This window comes from Streptomyces sp. NPDC028991, from assembly GCF_055564775.1.
Genome location: NZ_JBVHVP010000002.1, coordinates 706,194 through 722,608 on the forward strand (window position 1 = coordinate 706,194; position 16,415 = coordinate 722,608).

At 71.3% G+C, this 16,415-nt stretch carries 11 protein-coding genes; 7 read left to right on the forward strand and 4 right to left on the reverse strand.

What is annotated here, in order from left to right:
- Window positions 1-19: 19 nt before the first annotated feature.
- The 4 genes from ACZ4V1_RS07360 (at window position 20) to ACZ4V1_RS07375 (ending at window position 6,184) form a co-directional block, all read left to right on the forward strand.
- Window positions 20-1,285, forward strand: a complete 1,266-nt coding sequence (locus tag ACZ4V1_RS07360) for a lysine N(6)-hydroxylase/L-ornithine N(5)-oxygenase family protein (protein WP_468330657.1) — start codon at window positions 20-22, stop codon at window positions 1,283-1,285.
- A 28-nt stretch (window positions 1,286-1,313) separates the two neighbouring features.
- Entirely contained in the window at window positions 1,314-2,243 is a 930-nt protein-coding gene (locus ACZ4V1_RS07365) for a fatty acid desaturase family protein (RefSeq protein ID WP_468330660.1), read from the forward strand.
- Between the two features lie 125 nt (window positions 2,244-2,368).
- Entirely contained in the window at window positions 2,369-3,628 is a 1,260-nt protein-coding gene (locus ACZ4V1_RS07370) for a hypothetical protein (RefSeq protein WP_468330663.1), read from the forward strand.
- A gap of 372 nt (window positions 3,629-4,000) precedes the next feature.
- Window positions 4,001-6,184 carry a DEAD/DEAH box helicase gene (locus ACZ4V1_RS07375; protein WP_468330666.1) on the forward strand — a complete coding sequence of 728 codons (2,184 nt, stop codon included), beginning with the start codon at window positions 4,001-4,003 and terminating at the stop codon, window positions 6,182-6,184.
- A 303-nt stretch (window positions 6,185-6,487) separates the two neighbouring features.
- Here the strand turns inward: ACZ4V1_RS07375 and ACZ4V1_RS07380 are convergent, their stop codons facing one another.
- From ACZ4V1_RS07380 to ACZ4V1_RS07395, 4 genes are read right to left on the reverse strand one after another with little or no spacing between them, the layout of a single operon-like run.
- The gene (locus tag ACZ4V1_RS07380; protein ID WP_468330669.1) at window positions 6,488-7,492 is read right to left on the reverse strand and encodes a peptidogalycan biosysnthesis protein; all 1,005 of its coding nucleotides are present in this window, start codon (window positions 7,490-7,492) and stop codon (window positions 6,488-6,490) included.
- Window positions 7,489-8,766, reverse strand: coding sequence for an MFS transporter (locus tag ACZ4V1_RS07385; protein ID WP_468330672.1), 1,278 nt, complete (start codon window positions 8,764-8,766; stop codon window positions 7,489-7,491). Before ACZ4V1_RS07385 ends, ACZ4V1_RS07380 begins: the two co-directional genes overlap by 4 nt.
- Window positions 8,763-10,004: an ATP-grasp domain-containing protein gene (locus ACZ4V1_RS07390; RefSeq protein ID WP_468330675.1), complete on the reverse strand. Its 1,242-nt coding sequence runs from the start codon at window positions 10,002-10,004 to the stop codon at window positions 8,763-8,765. Before ACZ4V1_RS07390 ends, ACZ4V1_RS07385 begins: the two co-directional genes overlap by 4 nt.
- 25 nt (window positions 10,005-10,029) lie before the next feature.
- Window positions 10,030-11,283 carry an ATP-grasp domain-containing protein gene (locus tag ACZ4V1_RS07395; RefSeq protein WP_468330678.1) on the reverse strand — a complete coding sequence of 418 codons (1,254 nt, stop codon included), beginning with the start codon at window positions 11,281-11,283 and terminating at the stop codon, window positions 10,030-10,032.
- 137 nt (window positions 11,284-11,420) lie between these two features.
- Here ACZ4V1_RS07395 and ACZ4V1_RS07400 point away from each other — a divergent pair, with 137 nt between their 5' ends.
- The 3 genes from ACZ4V1_RS07400 (at window position 11,421) to ACZ4V1_RS07410 (ending at window position 16,387) form a co-directional block, all read left to right on the forward strand.
- Window positions 11,421-12,941 carry a coproporphyrinogen-III oxidase family protein gene (locus ACZ4V1_RS07400; protein ID WP_468330681.1) on the forward strand — a complete coding sequence of 507 codons (1,521 nt, stop codon included), beginning with the start codon at window positions 11,421-11,423 and terminating at the stop codon, window positions 12,939-12,941.
- On the forward strand, window positions 12,938-13,996 hold the full coding sequence (locus tag ACZ4V1_RS07405; RefSeq protein ID WP_468330684.1) for a DUF1152 domain-containing protein: 1,059 nt from the start codon (window positions 12,938-12,940) through the stop codon (window positions 13,994-13,996). The genes ACZ4V1_RS07400 and ACZ4V1_RS07405 overlap by 4 nt, the downstream gene beginning before the upstream one ends.
- 213 nt (window positions 13,997-14,209) lie before the next feature.
- Window positions 14,210-16,387 carry an ATP-binding SpoIIE family protein phosphatase gene (locus ACZ4V1_RS07410; RefSeq protein ID WP_468330687.1) on the forward strand — a complete coding sequence of 726 codons (2,178 nt, stop codon included), beginning with the start codon at window positions 14,210-14,212 and terminating at the stop codon, window positions 16,385-16,387.
- Window positions 16,388-16,415: the final 28 nt, after the last annotated feature.

Sequence of the window (16,415 nt, forward strand, 5' to 3'; positions counted from 1 at the left end):
CCCCAGGGAGTGATCGCCCATGCCTGACTACGACCTCATCGGAATCGGTGTGGGCCCGGCGAATCTGAGTCTCGCCGCCCAGACCGACCCACTGCCAGAACTGCGCACGCTGTTCCTGGACGACAAGCCCGGGTTCCGGTGGCATCCGGGACTGATGCTCCCCGACTCGCAGCTGACCGTCACCTACTTCAGGGACCTGGTCACCCTGGTCGACCCGACGAGCAAGTTCTCCTTCCTCAATTTCCTCGTCCAGAAGGGCAGGGCGTTCCGCTTCCTGGAAGCCAACGGCCTGAGCTGCTCGCGACGTGAGTTCGAGCAGTACTACCAGTGGGCGGCGGCGCAGCTGAGCTCCCTGCGGTGGGGAACACGGGTCAACTCCGTCTCGGTGTCCGGCGACCGCTTCCAGGTGGCCTGCGACGGCGGCGAGGTCCACACCGCACGCAACCTCGTCGTCGGCTCGGGTGCCGAACCGGGACTCCCGTCCTTCGCGAAGCCGTACCGGGGAAGGGACGTGCTGCACAGCAGCGACCTCACCCACGTCCGCCCCGAGTGGAAGGGCCGCCGGGTCGTGGTGATCGGGGCCGGGCAGAGTGGTGCCGAGGTCGTCAACCATCTCCTCGCCGACGAGCACGGGCTGCCTTCCTCACTCACCTGGACCTCCAGCAAGGTCGGCTTCACGCCGCTGGACGATTCGCCGTTCACCAACGAGTGGTTCTCCTCCTCTTACGCCCGCTACTTCCACGGTCTGCCGCCCGCGCGCCGGGCCGCGGTGATCGCGGAGCAGCTCAACGCGGGCGGGGACGGGATCACCGACGAACTGCTCGGCGGGATCTATCGGCGGCTCTACCACCTGGACCATGTGACGCAGGCGGGAATGCGGCACCGGCTACTCACCTCCCGTCGCGCGGTCGGACTCGAGCAGGACGGAGCCGAGTACCGGTTGACGCTGTACGACGAGAATCGCGAGGCCGCCGAGGTGGTCCCCGCCGATCTCGTCATCCTGTGCACCGGGTACCACCGGCAGAGCCCGGAATACCTCAAGCCGGTACAGGGACAACTGGCGATGACCGACGGCAGGTTCGAGGTCGACGCCGACTACTCGGTGAAATTCGACGGGCCGGAAGGGCTGAACATATACGCGCAGGGATTTTCGCAGGCCGGCCACGGCATCAACGACTCGCTGCTGTCCCTCGCAGCGTGGCGCAGCGCCTGCATCGTCAACTCGGTGGCCGGGCGTCAGATCTACCGCACCGACGTCGACAGCACGACCGTGGCCTGGCAGTAGCAAAACCCGAGAAGAGACAGGGGGAGATGTGGACACCCACGAGGCTTTACCGGACATACTGTTCGAGCGGGCACGCGTGTCCCGGAAGGACGAACTCGTCTTTGTGGGCAAACTGGCGGCGGCGCTCGTCATCTGTTGCGTCGGCGCCGTACTCGCGATGACTCCGTTCTGGCCGGCGCAAGCAGCCGGAGTCCTCTTGCTCGCCGCCATCTACACCCACCTGGTGGAACTACAGCACCAGTGTCTGCACCATTCGGCCTTCCGCAAGAGCACGGTGCACCGCCCGGTCGGCGTCCTGCTCGGGCTTCCTCTGCTGTCGGCCTACAGTCACTACCGGGTCCAACACCTGCAGCATCACAAGTACCTCGGCACCCCGCGGGACAGTGAGTTCTTCGGATTCGACACCCGGGCGCCACTGACCTGGGTCGCGCTGCTCCGTGGCGCGGCGAGCCCCGCGCGGCTGGCCGGGGTCGCCGCGGACGTGCTCCGCAGCTGCGCGGGCAACTGGAGCTACTCCCTGGGGCAGATCGGTGAGCGCACCAGACGCCAGGTCGTGAACGAGTACCGCCTCATCGGAATCGCGGTGCTCGTTGCCTGCGCCGCGGTGGCCCTGGGGCAGGGACGCGCCGTGGTTCTCCTGTGGGTGCTTCCGCTGCTGCTCTCGATCCCCATCCACTTCTTCATGGAACTGCCCGAGCACGTCCTGTGCGATCTGGACGGCGACACGAGTGTCATGAGGAACACTCGGACGATCAGCGGAAGCAGGTTCAGCCGCTGGTTCACCAATGGCAACAACTTCCACGTGGAGCACCATGCGGCAATGGCGGTGCCCATCAACAGGCTGGCCCAACGGCATCCGGTTGCCAAAAGGTATGCCGCGCATTCCGAGGACAGTTATGTCGCCTTCTATCTGAAGATACTGCGTGAGGTTCGCCGGAACCGCGGAAGCAGCGCGTAGAAGAGCGACTCGGCCCCGGACGGACCCGGCCGCTGCCGGACGCCGCGTCCGCTCATGCCGAGCACGGCATATGACGCACATGACGCACACGACCCCGCACGGGAAGACCGAAGGAGCGACCCACCATGCACGCTGCAACCGGCGCCGAGCCAACGACCACTCCCGTCACCAGACACCTGGTGCTGGGGGACATCGCACGGCAGTACCAGGTGCTCGGAGGCAAGAACACCCCCCTCATAGCCGCCGAACTCGCCCCCGAGCCGGACGCGGCGCAGCGGGCCACCGAGCACCTGCGCCCGGCGGACACCGTCACCCTGGGCCTGCGCGTGCTGGACGGCGGTACGCAGACGCCGGTGCAGCCGGCCGCGGACCCGGCCGGTCCGGTGTGGGCGGGTCTCGGCCCGGGAACCGCACTGACCGGCTCGAGCGGCGGCGCGCCGGCTGCCGCCCTGGCCGGGTACGACCTGACCTGCCTGGCCCCCCTCATGCTGCTGCGTACGCACAGCACCGACGCCGGGGGACTCACCGAGGTCATGATGTGCTCGCGGGTGCGCGCCTCCGGCTTGGTCTTCGTCAGGGTGGCCCGGTTCACGCACGACCCCGGCCCGTCCCTGTCCGACCTGGTCGCCGAGGCGTTCACCTACTCCTCGCGGCTGGCCGACCCGGTCATGTCCGACGGCAGGGCCTTCGAAGTCCTCGAACCGGAGGTCGAGATCGAGCAGAAGATCAATCTGCTCGACGAGGTCAGCATCTGGGCCGTGGCGCAGGCCGTGTGCGCGGCCATCGAGGAGGGCCAGTACCCCGGGTTCTTCCTCGACCCCGGGTACGAACTCACCCGCTGGCAGTTCACACAGGACACCTTCGAGGTGCTCAGCCCCCGGGAACAGGCCGGCTACTTCGCCTTCGCGAAGATGCCGGACGGCCGGTACGTGCTGAAGATGAAGACGTCCGAACGGAAGACCTACAGGCACGAGAAGACCTTCCGGCACGATCTGGATATCCCGGGCGACGACCTCGGGGCATTCCTGGAGCGTGAATACCCCACGTACTCCTTCCACCGCCTGCCCACGCTGGTCAGGGCGCGTTTCGACGTCAACCTGGAGTCCACCGGAACCGGGCATTGCTTCGGTATCGAGATCGACGACGTCACAGTGGCCGGGGGGCACAGACTGCGGCAGGCGGAGATCGAGTACCTCAAGACGCGCGTACACGACGGCTCGGACCACGCCCTGCTGGACTCGGAGATGGGCCGGCTCGTGTCCCTGGTCGAGGAGCACTTGAAGCGGCTGGACGTGCGGGCGGAGCGCAGCCGGCTGTCCAAACTGACATTCCTCAAGAGCTGCGAGGAACAGGCCGCCACGGCCGGTCCCGGGCAGGGCGGATGAGCCGCGGGGGACAGGCGCGAGGAACGGGGCCGGTTCGGTCGCCGGCGCGAGAGCCGTGTCAGACGGTGCCCGCACCCCGCCGAACAGCCGCGGCAGCCGCCGTGGCGCAGTACGTCCGGGCCGTCGGTGCTGTCCGTTCCGGGGACCATGCGCCGCCCACGACGCAGCGCGGCCCGCACTTCCGGATCGTCTCCGTGACGCCTTCCACCTGCCACCCGTGATCGCTGTCGCCGGACTTCACCGGGGCTCGGCCGGCCCCGGCAAGTGCGCCGCCAGTGCCGCGCGAGGCCCTGGCCACGGTCCCGGCACCCGGCCGGTGCCGGGGCCGGCGGTGGCAGTATGCGGGGACGCAGCGAAAGGGGCCGGGGCGGGATGGGGAGCAGTGCGCGGGAGGCGCTTGCCGCGGGAGGGCGGCTGTACGAGGCGGCGCAGGCGGTGGCCGGTGATCACGGGCGGGCTGTCGAGGCGGTTCGGGCGGCGCTGAAGCCGATCTGCGACACGGCGGCGGAACGGGCGCTGGACGCCATCCCGGTGGCCCGTTTGAAGGAGGTCACCGAAGGGCGGCTCAGACTCGGGGAAGTCGAGAGGGGCGGGCTCCGGACGGTCCGGCAGGTACTCGATGCCGGTTCCTACCGGTTGCGGCAGATTCCTGGCGTGGGACAGCGGACCGCCGATCAGGTCATCGCGGCGGCGCGTCAGATATCCGCTGCCGTTCGGGAGACCATCGCCGTCCACATCGACGCGGACCGGCCGGAGCCGCGAACCACCTCACTCGTCATGGCCCTGCGGGTGCTGGTGGAAGCGGGCCCCGACGCGCGGCGCGCCGTCGACACGGCGGCGGCTCTCTCGGAGCGGCTCGGTCCGCTCCTGGCCGAGGCCAGGCCGGCCGCCGGGCGGCTGCGGATGCTGCTGGCGGGGCAGGCCAGGCGGACTCGGGCACTGGAGGCCGTCGCGGAGGTCCGCGGGCTGACCGGGGAGGCAGCGCGGGAGGGTGTGCCGGAGCTGCTCGCGCAGGCCTCGGTGGATCTGCTGCGCGGTACCTCGACCGAGGTCGCTGCCTGGGCCGACTTCGAGCTGCGTTCCGCCGAGTACTACAGCCTGCTCGCGGAGATCTCCGGCCGCAGCCCCGACACCGCCGCCGCCGAGGGGTTCCTGCCCGACGAAGTTGCCGAGCGGGTCCGCGATCAGATGCTGGACGACACTCACCGGCGGGTGTCCCTGCGCGGCTACCAAGCCTTCGGGGCCCGCTTCGCCCTGGCACAACGCAAGGTGATCCTCGGCGACGAGATGGGGCTCGGCAAGACCATCCAGGCCATCGCCGCTCTGGCTCATCTCGCCGCCGAGGGGCAGAGCCACTTCATGGTCGTCTGCCCGGCCAGCGTCCTGATCAACTGGACGCGCGAGATCGAGGGCCGCAGCAGGCTGCGCGTGCTGCCTCTTCACGGACCCGACAGGCAGGAGGCGTTCGCCGACTGGAAGGGCCGGGGCGGCGTAGGGGTGACCACCTTCGACGCCTTGCGTGGTTTCCCGGCCCCCAAAGGCGGCGAGCTGGGGATGCTGGTGGTGGACGAGGCGCACTACGTGAAGAATCCGAAGACGCGTCGCTCCCAGGCCGTGACCGAATGGTCCGGGCACTGCGAACGCGTTCTGTTCATGACCGGCACGCCCATGGAGAACCGGGTCGACGAGTTTCGCAGCCTCGTCCGGATTCTCCAGCCGCACCTGGCGGAGGCTGTCGGCGACCGGGACGGTGTGGCCGGCTCCCAGGCCTTCCGGAAGGCCGTCGCCCCCGTCTATCTGCGCCGCAACCAGCAGGACGTTCTGACCGAACTGCCCGCGCTCCAGCAGACGGACGAGTGGGAAGAGCTGAGCGCGTCGGACGAAGACGCCTACCGCGAGGCCGTGCGCGCCGGCAATTTCATGGCGATGCGCAGAGCGGCGTACGCGTGCCCCGAGAAGTCGGCCAAGCTGAACCGGCTGTGCGAGATCGTCGGGGAAGCCGCCGAGAACGGGTCGAAGGTGGTGGTGTTCTCCAACTTCAGGGATGTCCTCGCGGCGGTGAAGGACACGCTGGACGCCACGCGGAGCAAGGGCGACGGCCGGGTCTTCGGTCCGATCTCGGGAAGTGTGCCGCCCGCGCGCCGTCAGCAGCTGGTGGACGAGTTCGCCGCCGTGCCGGGGCACGCGGTGCTGGTGGCGCAGATCGAGGCAGCGGGGGTGGGGCTCAACATGCAGGCCGCCTCCGTCGTGATCATCTGTGAGCCCCAGATCAAGCCGACCATCGAGCACCAGGCGGTGGCGCGGGCCCACCGCATGGGGCAGCTGCGTCCGGTCCGGGTGCACCGGCTGCTCGCCACCCGCGGGGTGGACGAGCGGATGGTGGAGCTGCTGAAGAACAAGACCCGTCTGTTCGACGCGTACGCGCGTCGCAGCGTGGTCGCCGAGTCGACGCCGGACGCGGTCGACGTTTCGGACACGGCGATGGCCCGCCAGATCGTCGAGGAGGAGCAGGCGCGGCTGGGAGCGGTCCGCGAAGAGTCCGCGGGACACCCGTGAGCGACCGTCGGGAGCGGTGCGTCCTCGTCCTGCGCGTCTGCACGTTCGCCGTTGGTCCGGGGACCTCCGGGCCGACCGGGGCTTCCCGGCCGGCTGCCGGAGCGCGTCGTCTCCCAGCGCACACCCGGCCCGGCGGCGTCTCCACCGCCGTCTCCGCCGCCATCCACGGCGGCCCGGCTCGACGCGGGAGCCGACCGGTCGACGCGGGAGCCCACCGGCCGGCGTGGCCGTGCCGGGCCTGCCCTCGATCACCAGCGACGCGGCCCGCCGTGAGGTCGGCGGGCCGTGGTACCGAGGGGTCCTTCAGTGCCGGTCGACCAGCGCGTACAGGCCGGACACCGTGGCGCCGCGTCGCCGCTTGGCCTCGATCGTGGTCATGCCCGCGTGCAGGCCGGTCGTGCCGTGGGCGTAGCCGGCTTCGATGGGCAGGTAGTACATCAGGTTGAAGTACAGGTGCGGTGCCGGGTGCCGGCGGTCGACGGCGACCGCACGGATCCATGTCGTGGCTCCGTAGTGGTAGTACAGGCAGAGCCCGATCATCCGCTGCCCGTCGTGGGCGGACAGCACTCGCGCCTCGCTGCCCATCGCCGCCGCCTGACGCTTCAGCAGCCCGGTCATCGCGTCGACGCCGTCCCGGTCGTGGCCGTGGCCCCGCTGATGTCCGGAGAGCAGGACCCCGGCCTCCTCCCAGCAGTCCGCGAGCACCCGGTGGCGCACATCGAGCCCGGCCGCGGCGAAGGCACGGCGTTCGCGGCGTATGCCGGCACGGCGGCGCGAGGGCAGGGAGGCGATGTAGTCGTCGACACCCGCGCCGGGCAGCGGGATAAAAGCGTCGTCTTGCAGGTGGCAGGGTCGTTCCGGGTAGAAGTGGGCGAGGCGGGTGGTGGCCCGAGCGGTGAGGTAGGGCCACCAGTGCGTCGTGCCGTGCCGGCCGGCGAAGTGGCGTGCGGCGTCTCGGAGGAGGACGAGGCAGGCGGTTCGCCGTTCGGTTCCGAGGCCGGGGGCGGTGAGCGGGGTGTTGTGGTAGCCGCGGCGCGCCCCGGCGACCACGCGGGGCCGCGGGTGCGGGGGCAGCACGGTGCCGGGGTCGTAGTAGTCGTTCGGTTCGTTCCGCACCAGGTAGAGGGGAGTGGCGGCGAGCAGGGTGCCCCTGCGGTCCCTTACCAGCGCGTACGCGCACGTGGCGGTGGGGTCCCGCTCTTCGCCGAGGAGCCACCGGCGGGAGAGGTAGAGGCCGGCCGGGCGGGCGAGGCGCTCCCACTCGGCGGCGGGGACGGCGCGCAGGGACTCGACGATGCTCGTGATCAACGGGCTTTCCTCCGGCGGTGGCGGTTGGGGGCCTTGAGAGCGGGCGCGGCGAGCACGGCGATCAGGCAGGCGGCGGCCTCGACGCTCCACGGCAGGAGGGGCCCGGCCGCCAGCAGCAGGGTGAACAGGGCGGGAGCGGCGACCATGCCGATGGCCCAGGAGAACTGGTACAGGCCCTGTGTGAAGCCTCCGGCCGCCTCGGGGGTGAGGCTCACGGACAGCTCGCTCAGCGCCGGGCCGAGAAGGATCTCGGCCACGCTGAACAGCGTGATCGCGACGACGAGGGCCGCCCAGGCGGTGAAGGCGAGGCGGGGCAGCGCGGGCAGCGCGAACGCCGCCATCCCCGCGGCCATGATCAGGTACCCGGCCGCCACGGCGCGGCGGGGGACCTTCGGCGCCACGTGCGCGGTGATCGCCGTCGAACACCCGGAGACGATGACGGTGTTGACGACGAACAGCGCGCTCGCCGCCGACGCGGGAAGCCCCAGGGCGCGGGTGGTGTAGAGGGCGACGAGCACGGCGAGGAGGGCCTGGGCGAGGACGTAGGGGATGTTCACGGCCACGAGCAGCAGGTAGCGACGCGTGTTGTCCGCCCGGGTCACCAGCGCGCTCGGCGGCGCGTCCGCCGGTTTCGGCGCAGTGGTGGTGAGGGCGGCGAAGCAGACGGCGGCCAGCAGGTAGGTCACGGCGTCAGCCGCGATCATCCACCACAGTGAGCCTTTCCCGAACACCGTCAGGGCCCCCGCCGCGACGGCGGCCCCCGCCGCGAGGCCGATGTTGCGCAGCGAGCCGGTGAACGCGAACCACGACCGGCGCTCCTCGGCCGCGGTGACGTGCGTGATCAGGGTGCGCTGCGCGGTGAAGTACATGTTGATCCCCGCCTGCACGAGCACGTACACGCCGACGACGTGCCACAGCTCCTCCGCGAGGAGGAAGAGGGCGAACCCGGCGGCGGAGACGACGTTCGCCCACACCACGACCGGCTTCGGCCCCACCCGGTCCATGAGGCGTCCGGCGAGGAAGGTGACCGGCAGGGCGATGGCCTGGCCCACGGTCATCGCCACGCCCACCCGCGCCGGCGGCAGGCCCTGCACGTCGGTGAAGTACAGCAGTCCCAGCGGCAGGAGCATGCCGTTGCCGACGGAGTCGATCAGGTTCCCGGTGATGAAGAGGCCGTGCCCCCGCAGCACGGGCACGCCGAGGCGGTTCGCGGTGCCGGTGCCGGTGCCGGTGCCGGTGCGGGGGCGGCGGCGGGCCGGCGGGACCACGCTCACGGGCACAGCAGGGAACCGATCTTGCCCATGACGTGGGCCGAAGGGAAGCCGGTCGTCTCGTGCAGCTCCGCCAGGGCCCTCACGGTCTTGTCCTCCTCGCCGCCGGCGAGGGCGATCACGACGATGTCGCCGCGTGACGCCCCGTCGATGACCAGCTCGTGGACGGTGACCACCTCGACGCGCTCCCGAAGCCTCGCCACCGCCGCCGCGGGGACGCGGTCCCCGGCGAGGAATTCGATCGCCCACCCGGTCCGTCGCACCATGCCGCCGGTGACGGGAAGGCCGCGGGCCATGCGGGCGAGGGAAGTGAAGGTGTTCGTGCCCGACGCGGCGCACGACAGGGTGGTGGCGCCGCCGATGCGCGGGTTGATCTCCAGGATCACGAACTCGCCGCCGGTGTAGACCATGTCGACGTTGACCGACCCGCACACCCCCAGGCCCCCGCACAGGCTGACCAGGGCGCGGGCCACTTCGACGAACGCGGCGTCCGCCTCCGCGCGGGGCCCGCACCAGCGCAGGTCGGCGAAGGTGAACACCGGCTCCGCCCCGGCGCGTCCGGTCCAGCACAACGGCAGAACCCGGTAGGAGCCGGGCCGCCCCACGATGTCCACGCTGCACAGGTCGCCTTCGACGACCTGCTCCACCACCGCCGACACCTCCGGCGGGGACGCGAGGTAGGCGTCCAGATCGGCGGGGGAGCGCAGCGTGCGGATTCCCATGCTGGTCGAGTCCCACACGGGCTTCGACATCAGCGGATAGCCGGTCTGTTCGGCCCGCACGCGCAGCACGTCCCGGTAGCCGGGCACCGGCAGGCCCCGCCCCGCCAGCAGATCCGAGTCGGTACGGAACCCGTCCGGCACCTTCAGCCCGGCCTGCTCGCAGAGCCGCTTGGTCTCCCATTTGTCCACCAGCAGCGTCGTCGCCGCGAGCGGTGTCATGATCGTCGGGATGCCCACGGCGTCCAGGAGAGCCTTGGCCGCGGCATCACGCAGCGCGTTCTCGCACGGCAGCGAAATCGACACCGCCGCATCCGCTCCCCAGGCGGCGACCGCATCCGCGAGCTCCCGCGGCGTCACCTCACGGTCGAGCCGCTCCCGGTACCCGGGGAAGTCGTCGTCGCCGGCGCTGCCACTGGTGCAGAAGAGCCCGGACTCGATCCCTTCGGCCGCCAGCCCGTTCACGGCCTGCTGGATGTAGGGGTCGGCGCGCTGGATGCCCACCGACCGCAAGAACGCCATCCTCCGCGCCATCCTCCGCACCTTTTCAGCTCACTTCCACTCGGGACCGGGCGGTCACCCGGCCGGCCAGCTCGCATGCCTGGTCGACCGTTTCCGCGCGGGCCACCACGTGCCCGATCCGGCAGGCCGAATCCGTCGGCTCGGGCACCGTGTCTCCGGGCCGAAGGTGCAGCTCGCTGTGCGTGCCGGGCGTCTTCGGGATGACCGCCCGCCGCAGCACGCCGCCGTGCCCGGGCAGCAGGAACCGGATCGTCGCCGCGTCCGTACGGGAGGCGACGGTGTCGGGGACCCGGCCGAGTACGGCCTGAAGGTAGGCCACGGCTTCCCGCACGCCCGTCGCGGCCTCGACGACCTCGCACAGGTTGTCCCCCGGCAGGCGGGCTCCGGTCTCGATCACGTACGGCGTCCGAGTGCCCGGGGGGATCTTCACCTCCGTGTGCGCGATCCCGTTGCGTACGCCGACGGCGAGCGCCGCCCGCGCCGCGATGTGCTGCACCCTCCTGGCGAGCGGCGGTGCCAGACCGGAGGGGCAGGTGTGCCCGGTCTCGATCCGGTACCGGCCCTCGGTGGTGTCCTTCCTGACAACCGGCAGAGGGTAGGCCACCCCGTCCGCGACCACCGTCTCGCACGAGTACTCCTCCCCGGGGATGTACTCCTGCACCAGAGCCCGTGTGTCGAGCTTCAGGCCGTGCGGGCGGGCGTGCGTGTACTGCCGGGCCGCGCCGACCGCGCGGGCCAGCTGATCCGGGCCGTCCGCCACGGAGACGCCCCACGAGCCGCCCTGCTCCGCCGGCTTCACCACCAGCGGGCGGCCCAGCTCCCGCGCCCGGACCACCCGGTGCGCCTCGGCTGCGTCGTGCACGACCGCCCACCGGGGGGCGGGGATCCCGGCGGCCGCGAACGCCTCCCCCATCAGGACCTTGTTCCTGGCCGCCCGCGCGAGCAGAGGGTCGTTGCCGGGCAGGCCGACCCGCGCGGCGAGCAGCGCGACGAGCGGCGTGAACAGCTCGAAGCAGGCGGCGACACCCGCGAGGGCACGGCGCCGGCAGAAGGCCTCCATGTCTCCCAGCGCCCTCTGGGTGTCCGCGAGATCCGTCGCGCACACTCCCGCGAGCGCCGAGCGCAGCCAGAGCGGGTAGCCGTCGTAGATGTCCTTGTGAGTGGCCGCGTACAAGCGCAGCCCCAGCCGGTCAGCGGCCTCGACCAGGAAACGCCCCGCGTTCCCCATCGGCTCGATCACCAGTACTCCCGGCCCGCGCGGGCCCGCACCGATTGTCATTCCACCAGCAAAGCCGCAGGGCGAGCGCGGAGGCTATGAGCCTGATCGACGAAAACAACTCACCATGCGGCACGGCGTTTTGGAGCAAAGTACAGCCAACTGATCAGTAATCACCTGGCAGTTGGTACGCATGGCCCATGGAGCCGCACAAGCGTTCCGTGATCGGATCGTCACGCAAGGCAATCCGCACCCGCGACCGGATCGGGGAACGCACCGTCGTGACCAGCCTGAACCAGCAGCTCGCCGACTACATCGACCAGGGTGTCGTCCCGCCCTACCAGTACTCCTACCCGCCCCGCTCCACCTACCGCCCCCTCCCGGAGGGCAAGTGGACCGTCCCCGAGGTGTGGGCCGGGGACCTCGCCAACCACCAGGTCCCCGAACTCAATCTCTACCTGCACGTCCCCTTCTGCGACCGCAAATGCGGCTTCTGCAACCTCTACACGATCATCAGCACCGACGAGGACGTCTTCGACGCCTACACCGACGCCCTGTGCACCCAGATCCGGGACCATGCCGAGATCATCCAGGCCCGGCGCCTGCGCACCGTCTACATCGGCGGCGGCACCCCCGCCCTGCTCAAGCCCCGCCACTTCGAGCAGATCTTCGCCACCATCGGCGGCGTCTACCCCAACTGGCGCTCCACCGTCGAAGAGGTCGCCGTCGAGGCCACCCCGTCCTCCATCGCCGACGAGCCCGACGAGTTCAAGGCCCTCATCGGCATGGGCCTCACCCGCGCCAACGTCGGCATCCAGTCCCTCGTCCCCCGGGAGATCCGCGAAGCCGGCCGCGGCGGCGAGGACGAGAACGTCATCCGCCGCGCCCTGCGCACCGCACAGGAGCTGGGCCTGCCGGACCTGTCCACCGACCTGATCATGGGTTTCGCCGGACAGACCCCCGAAACCTGGCGCCACAGCGTGGACGAACTGGCCAGACTCCAGCCCACCACGATCAGCACCTACTTCCTCACCGTGCGGCCGGACGCCTGGTTCTCCAAGACCGGCGCCTACCAGTACATGTGGCAGCCCGAGCTGTACGACCGCTACGACTACGCCCGCCAGGTCTTCCTCGAGCACGGCTACGTCCAGGAGGGCTCCGTCCGCTACAAGAGGCCCGGCCGCGGCGGCTACGCCCAGAAGGTACTCACCTTCCACGGCGTCCCCCTGCTCGGTCTCGGCGTCGGCGCCCGCTCCTACACCAGCGTCCTCGACTACATGACCGGCAGCGTGAAGCCCTCGACGGCCGAGGTCGCCGACTACATCGAGAAGGCCCGGAACCACGAGCTCACCGCCGTCACCGGCTTCGAACTGACCGGCGAAGAACTCGTCCGCAAGCGCCTCGTCCTCGACTCCTTCGACCTCGACCTCGCCGAACTCGACCGCTTCGGCTACCAGCGGCACGCCGACGAGTTCGAACCGATCCTCGACGCGGCGCAGTCCAACGGACTCGTCCACCGCATGGGCCGGCGCGTGCAGCTCACCCCCAAGGGCTTCAAGTACCGCGACATCCTCTCCTGGATGTTCTACTCCGAGCCCGTCAAGGACCTCGACCGCGAGTACTACGAAAACCTCCACGCGGCGAACGAACGCGCCCGCAGGAGCATGGGAGCGACTCCCGTACGCATCACCGGCATAGACCTGCGCGAGGGAGCCGCATGACCGACCTGTACGTCGCGGCCGGTGGCGGCGGAGACCCCATCGGCACTCTCGTCGCCGCCCGCACCATCACCGTCGACCCGGCCCCGCCGCTGATCGCCACCTACGCATGGGAGCGGCCCGAAGTCGACCCCACCCCAAGGCCCCTCGGGGTACGGGACTTCGCCGGGCTCGCCCGCGGAGCCGGCGGCGCCGCGGCATTCACGCCCGCCACCCGTGCCCACCCGCCGGCCGGATCCACCATGCCCGGCCTCGCCAGGGACCTGCCTGCCCGGCTGCTGCTGCTCGACCCCACCGAGGGGCTCTCCGCCCTCTCACGGCAGATCGAGGCCATGGCCACGGCCGCGGGCGGCCGGATCCGCGTCATCGACATCGGCGGCGACATCCTCACCCACGGTGACGAGCCCGCCCTGTGCAGCCCGTTCGGGGATGCCTGCACCCTCGCCGCCTGCCACCTCGCCGGCATCCCCACCACCGTCTATGTCGCGGGCCCCGGCCTCGACGGAGAGATCGCGGAGAAAGCCCTCCTGGAACGCCTCACCGGACACCACCCCCTCGTCCCCGGCCGGAGCGCGGTCTCGGCAGCCGCCTCCGCACTGGCCTGGCACCCCTCCGAGGCGTCCGCGCTGTGGGCCGCCGCCATCCATGGCGCCCGCGGCACCGTCCGCACCGTCCGCGACACGATCCACCTCACGGAGGCCTCCCCACGGCTGTACCCGCTGCCGCTCCAGGAGGCCATCGGCCACAACCCGGTCGCACGAGCCCTCGTCGACGAGCGCCCGGCGACCCTGGACGCGGCGGCCCGCCTCTCCCACCGGCTGACCGGCATTCACGGGCTGGCGCACGAAGCCGGCCGGACACCCCTGCGACACCATCGCGCCGAGGCGACCGCCTTCCCCGGCCGGGACGAGGCCGTGAAGACGCTCCGTGAAGCGGCCGACGGCGCCGACCACGTCACCCTCCGGTACGCCGCCCGCACCCTCGGTCTCACCTGGACGGAGGTGCCGGCCCTCCGGGACGTCCTCGGCAGCGACACCCCACTGCTCCGGCTCACCTGAACCGCACACCGGAAGGTCCGGCACGCATGCGGTGTGCCGGACCGTCGCCCTGGCCGCCCCGTTGGCCGCTCCGTGCGCTCGGCTGGTGTGGGCGATGCGGCCCCGGGTGTTATTGAATGAGGTGTGCGGTCAGGAATCTCGGAGTCCCGTCGCACGGGTTCCGGTACGGCCCCGGCGCCGCGCCGGGGCTGGTGAGCGAGCTGAGGGAGCCGTATGGACTCCACACCCTCGTCCTCGTCCTCGTCGCCGTTCGACCTGGTCAGCAGTGCCTTGGGGAAGTACATCCCGCGCGGCGGAGCGGCAGCGGCCGCCGATTCCGCCGGCTCGGGGGACGAGGGCACCGCCCGCCGGCAGGGACCCGCCAACCCCACGGCCCGCCGTCAGGAGCAGATCCTCGGCGTGGTCAACCTGGACCGGGACCTCAGGATCACCCGCTGCAATCTGGACGCCCCCGTCTTCGCGGGGCTGGACCCCGTGATCGGGACCCCTGTCGTCGACCTCCTGCCTCCCGGGGACGTACCGACGGTCACGCGGCGGTTGCGACAGGTCCTGGAGACCGGTGACGCGCACGTCGCCCGGGTCCAGCGACTGCGGCGCGGCGACGGGTCGGAGCTGGTCGTCTCGATGAGCATCCTGGCCGCCGCGCCACCCCACGAGGGCCTGACCGTCTCCCTGATCGCCATGGCCAGAAGGCTGCACCTGTACGCCGCCGAGACCGCGATCGGCACCTCTTTGGACATCGGCGAGACCGCGCAGTCGCTGGCGGAATCCCTGCTGGCCTGGGGAGACGTGGCGGCCATCGACCTCGACTTCGCGGTGTGGTCGGGTGAGGGGGTCGCCCATCAGGCGCCGGGGCGCATCCGGCTGCGGCGGGCGGCCCTGGTACCGGACCGGGCCTGGCCCGAGGGCTATCTGACTCCGGGCGACGATCTTCCCCGGGACGCCAGTCGCCTGCTGTCGCAGGCGATACGGCGTGACGACGCCGCCCAGGCCATCGTCATACCCGACCGGGAGGCGATCGAGCGGGTACTCGGCAGCCCGCGACTGGTGCGTGCCCTGGTGCCCAGTGACCGGCCGGCGGGTGTCGCCTGCATACCGCTGGTCCTGGACGGCACACCGCCCGTCGTGCTGGGGGTGGCCGAGGTCTGGCGGCGCGCGGACCGTCCCTTCCACGACAGCGAGCTGTTCGACCTCCAGGAACTGGTGGCCAGGACCTCCCACCACGTCGACCTGGCCCGTCAGCACCAGCGCGAGCACACGCAGGTGCTGGCGTTGCAGCGCCGGCTGCTGCCGCGGGCCGGCGGCGACACCATCGAGACCGCCAGCGTCTACCAGCCCGCCACCCCCGACAGCGCCGGCGTCGGCGGTGACTGGGTGAACAGCTTCCCGCTGCCGGACGGCCGTACCGCGCTGGTGGTCGGCGACGTCGTCGGGCACGGCCTGGGAGCCGCGGCGACCATGGGGCAGCTGAGCATGGAGGCCCGCGCGCTGCTCTCCGCGGGGCTGGCGCCCGACGAGGTGCTGGAGCACCTGGACGAGACGGTGACGCTGCTGGACGACGCGGAGTCCGGGCTGGCGGCCGGCTACAGCGCTCTCGGATCGACCTGCTGCATCGCCGTGTACGACCCGGTCAGCCACCAGGTGGCGCTGTCCAGCGCCGGCCACCTCCCCCCGGTACTGGTGACCCCGGACGGAGCCGCCGGACCGCTCGCGGTCCGCCCCCATCCCGGCCTGGGTGCCGAGTTCGCGCTCCGGGAGCCGTTCGACGTGCACACGTTCGACGTGCCCCCGGGCTCCCTGCTCGCCCTCTACACCGACGGCCTGGTGGAGGATCCCGCCCTGTCGATCGACGAGGGCATCGGCCGGCTGTCGGACGCGGTGGCCACGGTGCACCCCTGGGACGCCCTGCAGCAGGCCGCACGGCACGTGGTCGCCACGCTGGCGCCGGCGCGCCGGCGCGACGACGTGACCCTGCTCCTCGCGCGCATGATCGGCTACCGCAAGGGGGACACCGCGACCTGGCGGCTGCCCGCCCGCGACGACGCGGCGGCCCGGGCCCGCACGCTGGTCTCGGCACTGCTGCGGCAATGGCGCAGCAGTGCCGAGACCCGGGACAGCGTGCTGCTACTGGTCAGCGAGCTGGTCACCAACGCCGTCCGCTTCGCCGGCGGACCCGTCACGGTACGGCTGATCCGGGCCGGTCACGGCCTGCTGTGCGAGGTGGGGGACACCGGCAACGGCAGACCTCGGCTGGGCTCCGGCGGGCTCCTCGACGACAGCGGCCGTGGCCTGCACGTGGTGCACCGGCTCACCACCGGATGGGGAGTGCGCTGGACGGACACCGGCAAGGTGGTCTGGGCGAAGGTCGCGACCCGGCCGTGGAGCCGGTGACCGGTGGTACGGGCGGCCACCGGTACCG

Coding starts and splice junctions, on each gene's coding strand:
- ACZ4V1_RS07360 (WP_468330657.1), top strand. CDS start 20: ATGCCTGACTACGACCTCATCGGAATCGGTGTGGGCCCGGCGAATCTG.
- ACZ4V1_RS07370 (WP_468330663.1), top strand. CDS start 2,369: ATGCACGCTGCAACCGGCGCCGAGCCAACGACCACTCCCGTCACCAGA.
- ACZ4V1_RS07375 (WP_468330666.1), top strand. CDS start 4,001: ATGGGGAGCAGTGCGCGGGAGGCGCTTGCCGCGGGAGGGCGGCTGTAC.
- ACZ4V1_RS07390 (WP_468330675.1), bottom strand. CDS start 10,004: ATGGCGTTCTTGCGGTCGGTGGGCATCCAGCGCGCCGACCCCTACATC.
- ACZ4V1_RS07395 (WP_468330678.1), bottom strand. CDS start 11,283: ATGACAATCGGTGCGGGCCCGCGCGGGCCGGGAGTACTGGTGATCGAG.
- ACZ4V1_RS07400 (WP_468330681.1), top strand. CDS start 11,421: ATGGAGCCGCACAAGCGTTCCGTGATCGGATCGTCACGCAAGGCAATC.
- ACZ4V1_RS07405 (WP_468330684.1), top strand. CDS start 12,938: ATGACCGACCTGTACGTCGCGGCCGGTGGCGGCGGAGACCCCATCGGC.
- ACZ4V1_RS07410 (WP_468330687.1), top strand. CDS start 14,210: ATGGACTCCACACCCTCGTCCTCGTCCTCGTCGCCGTTCGACCTGGTC.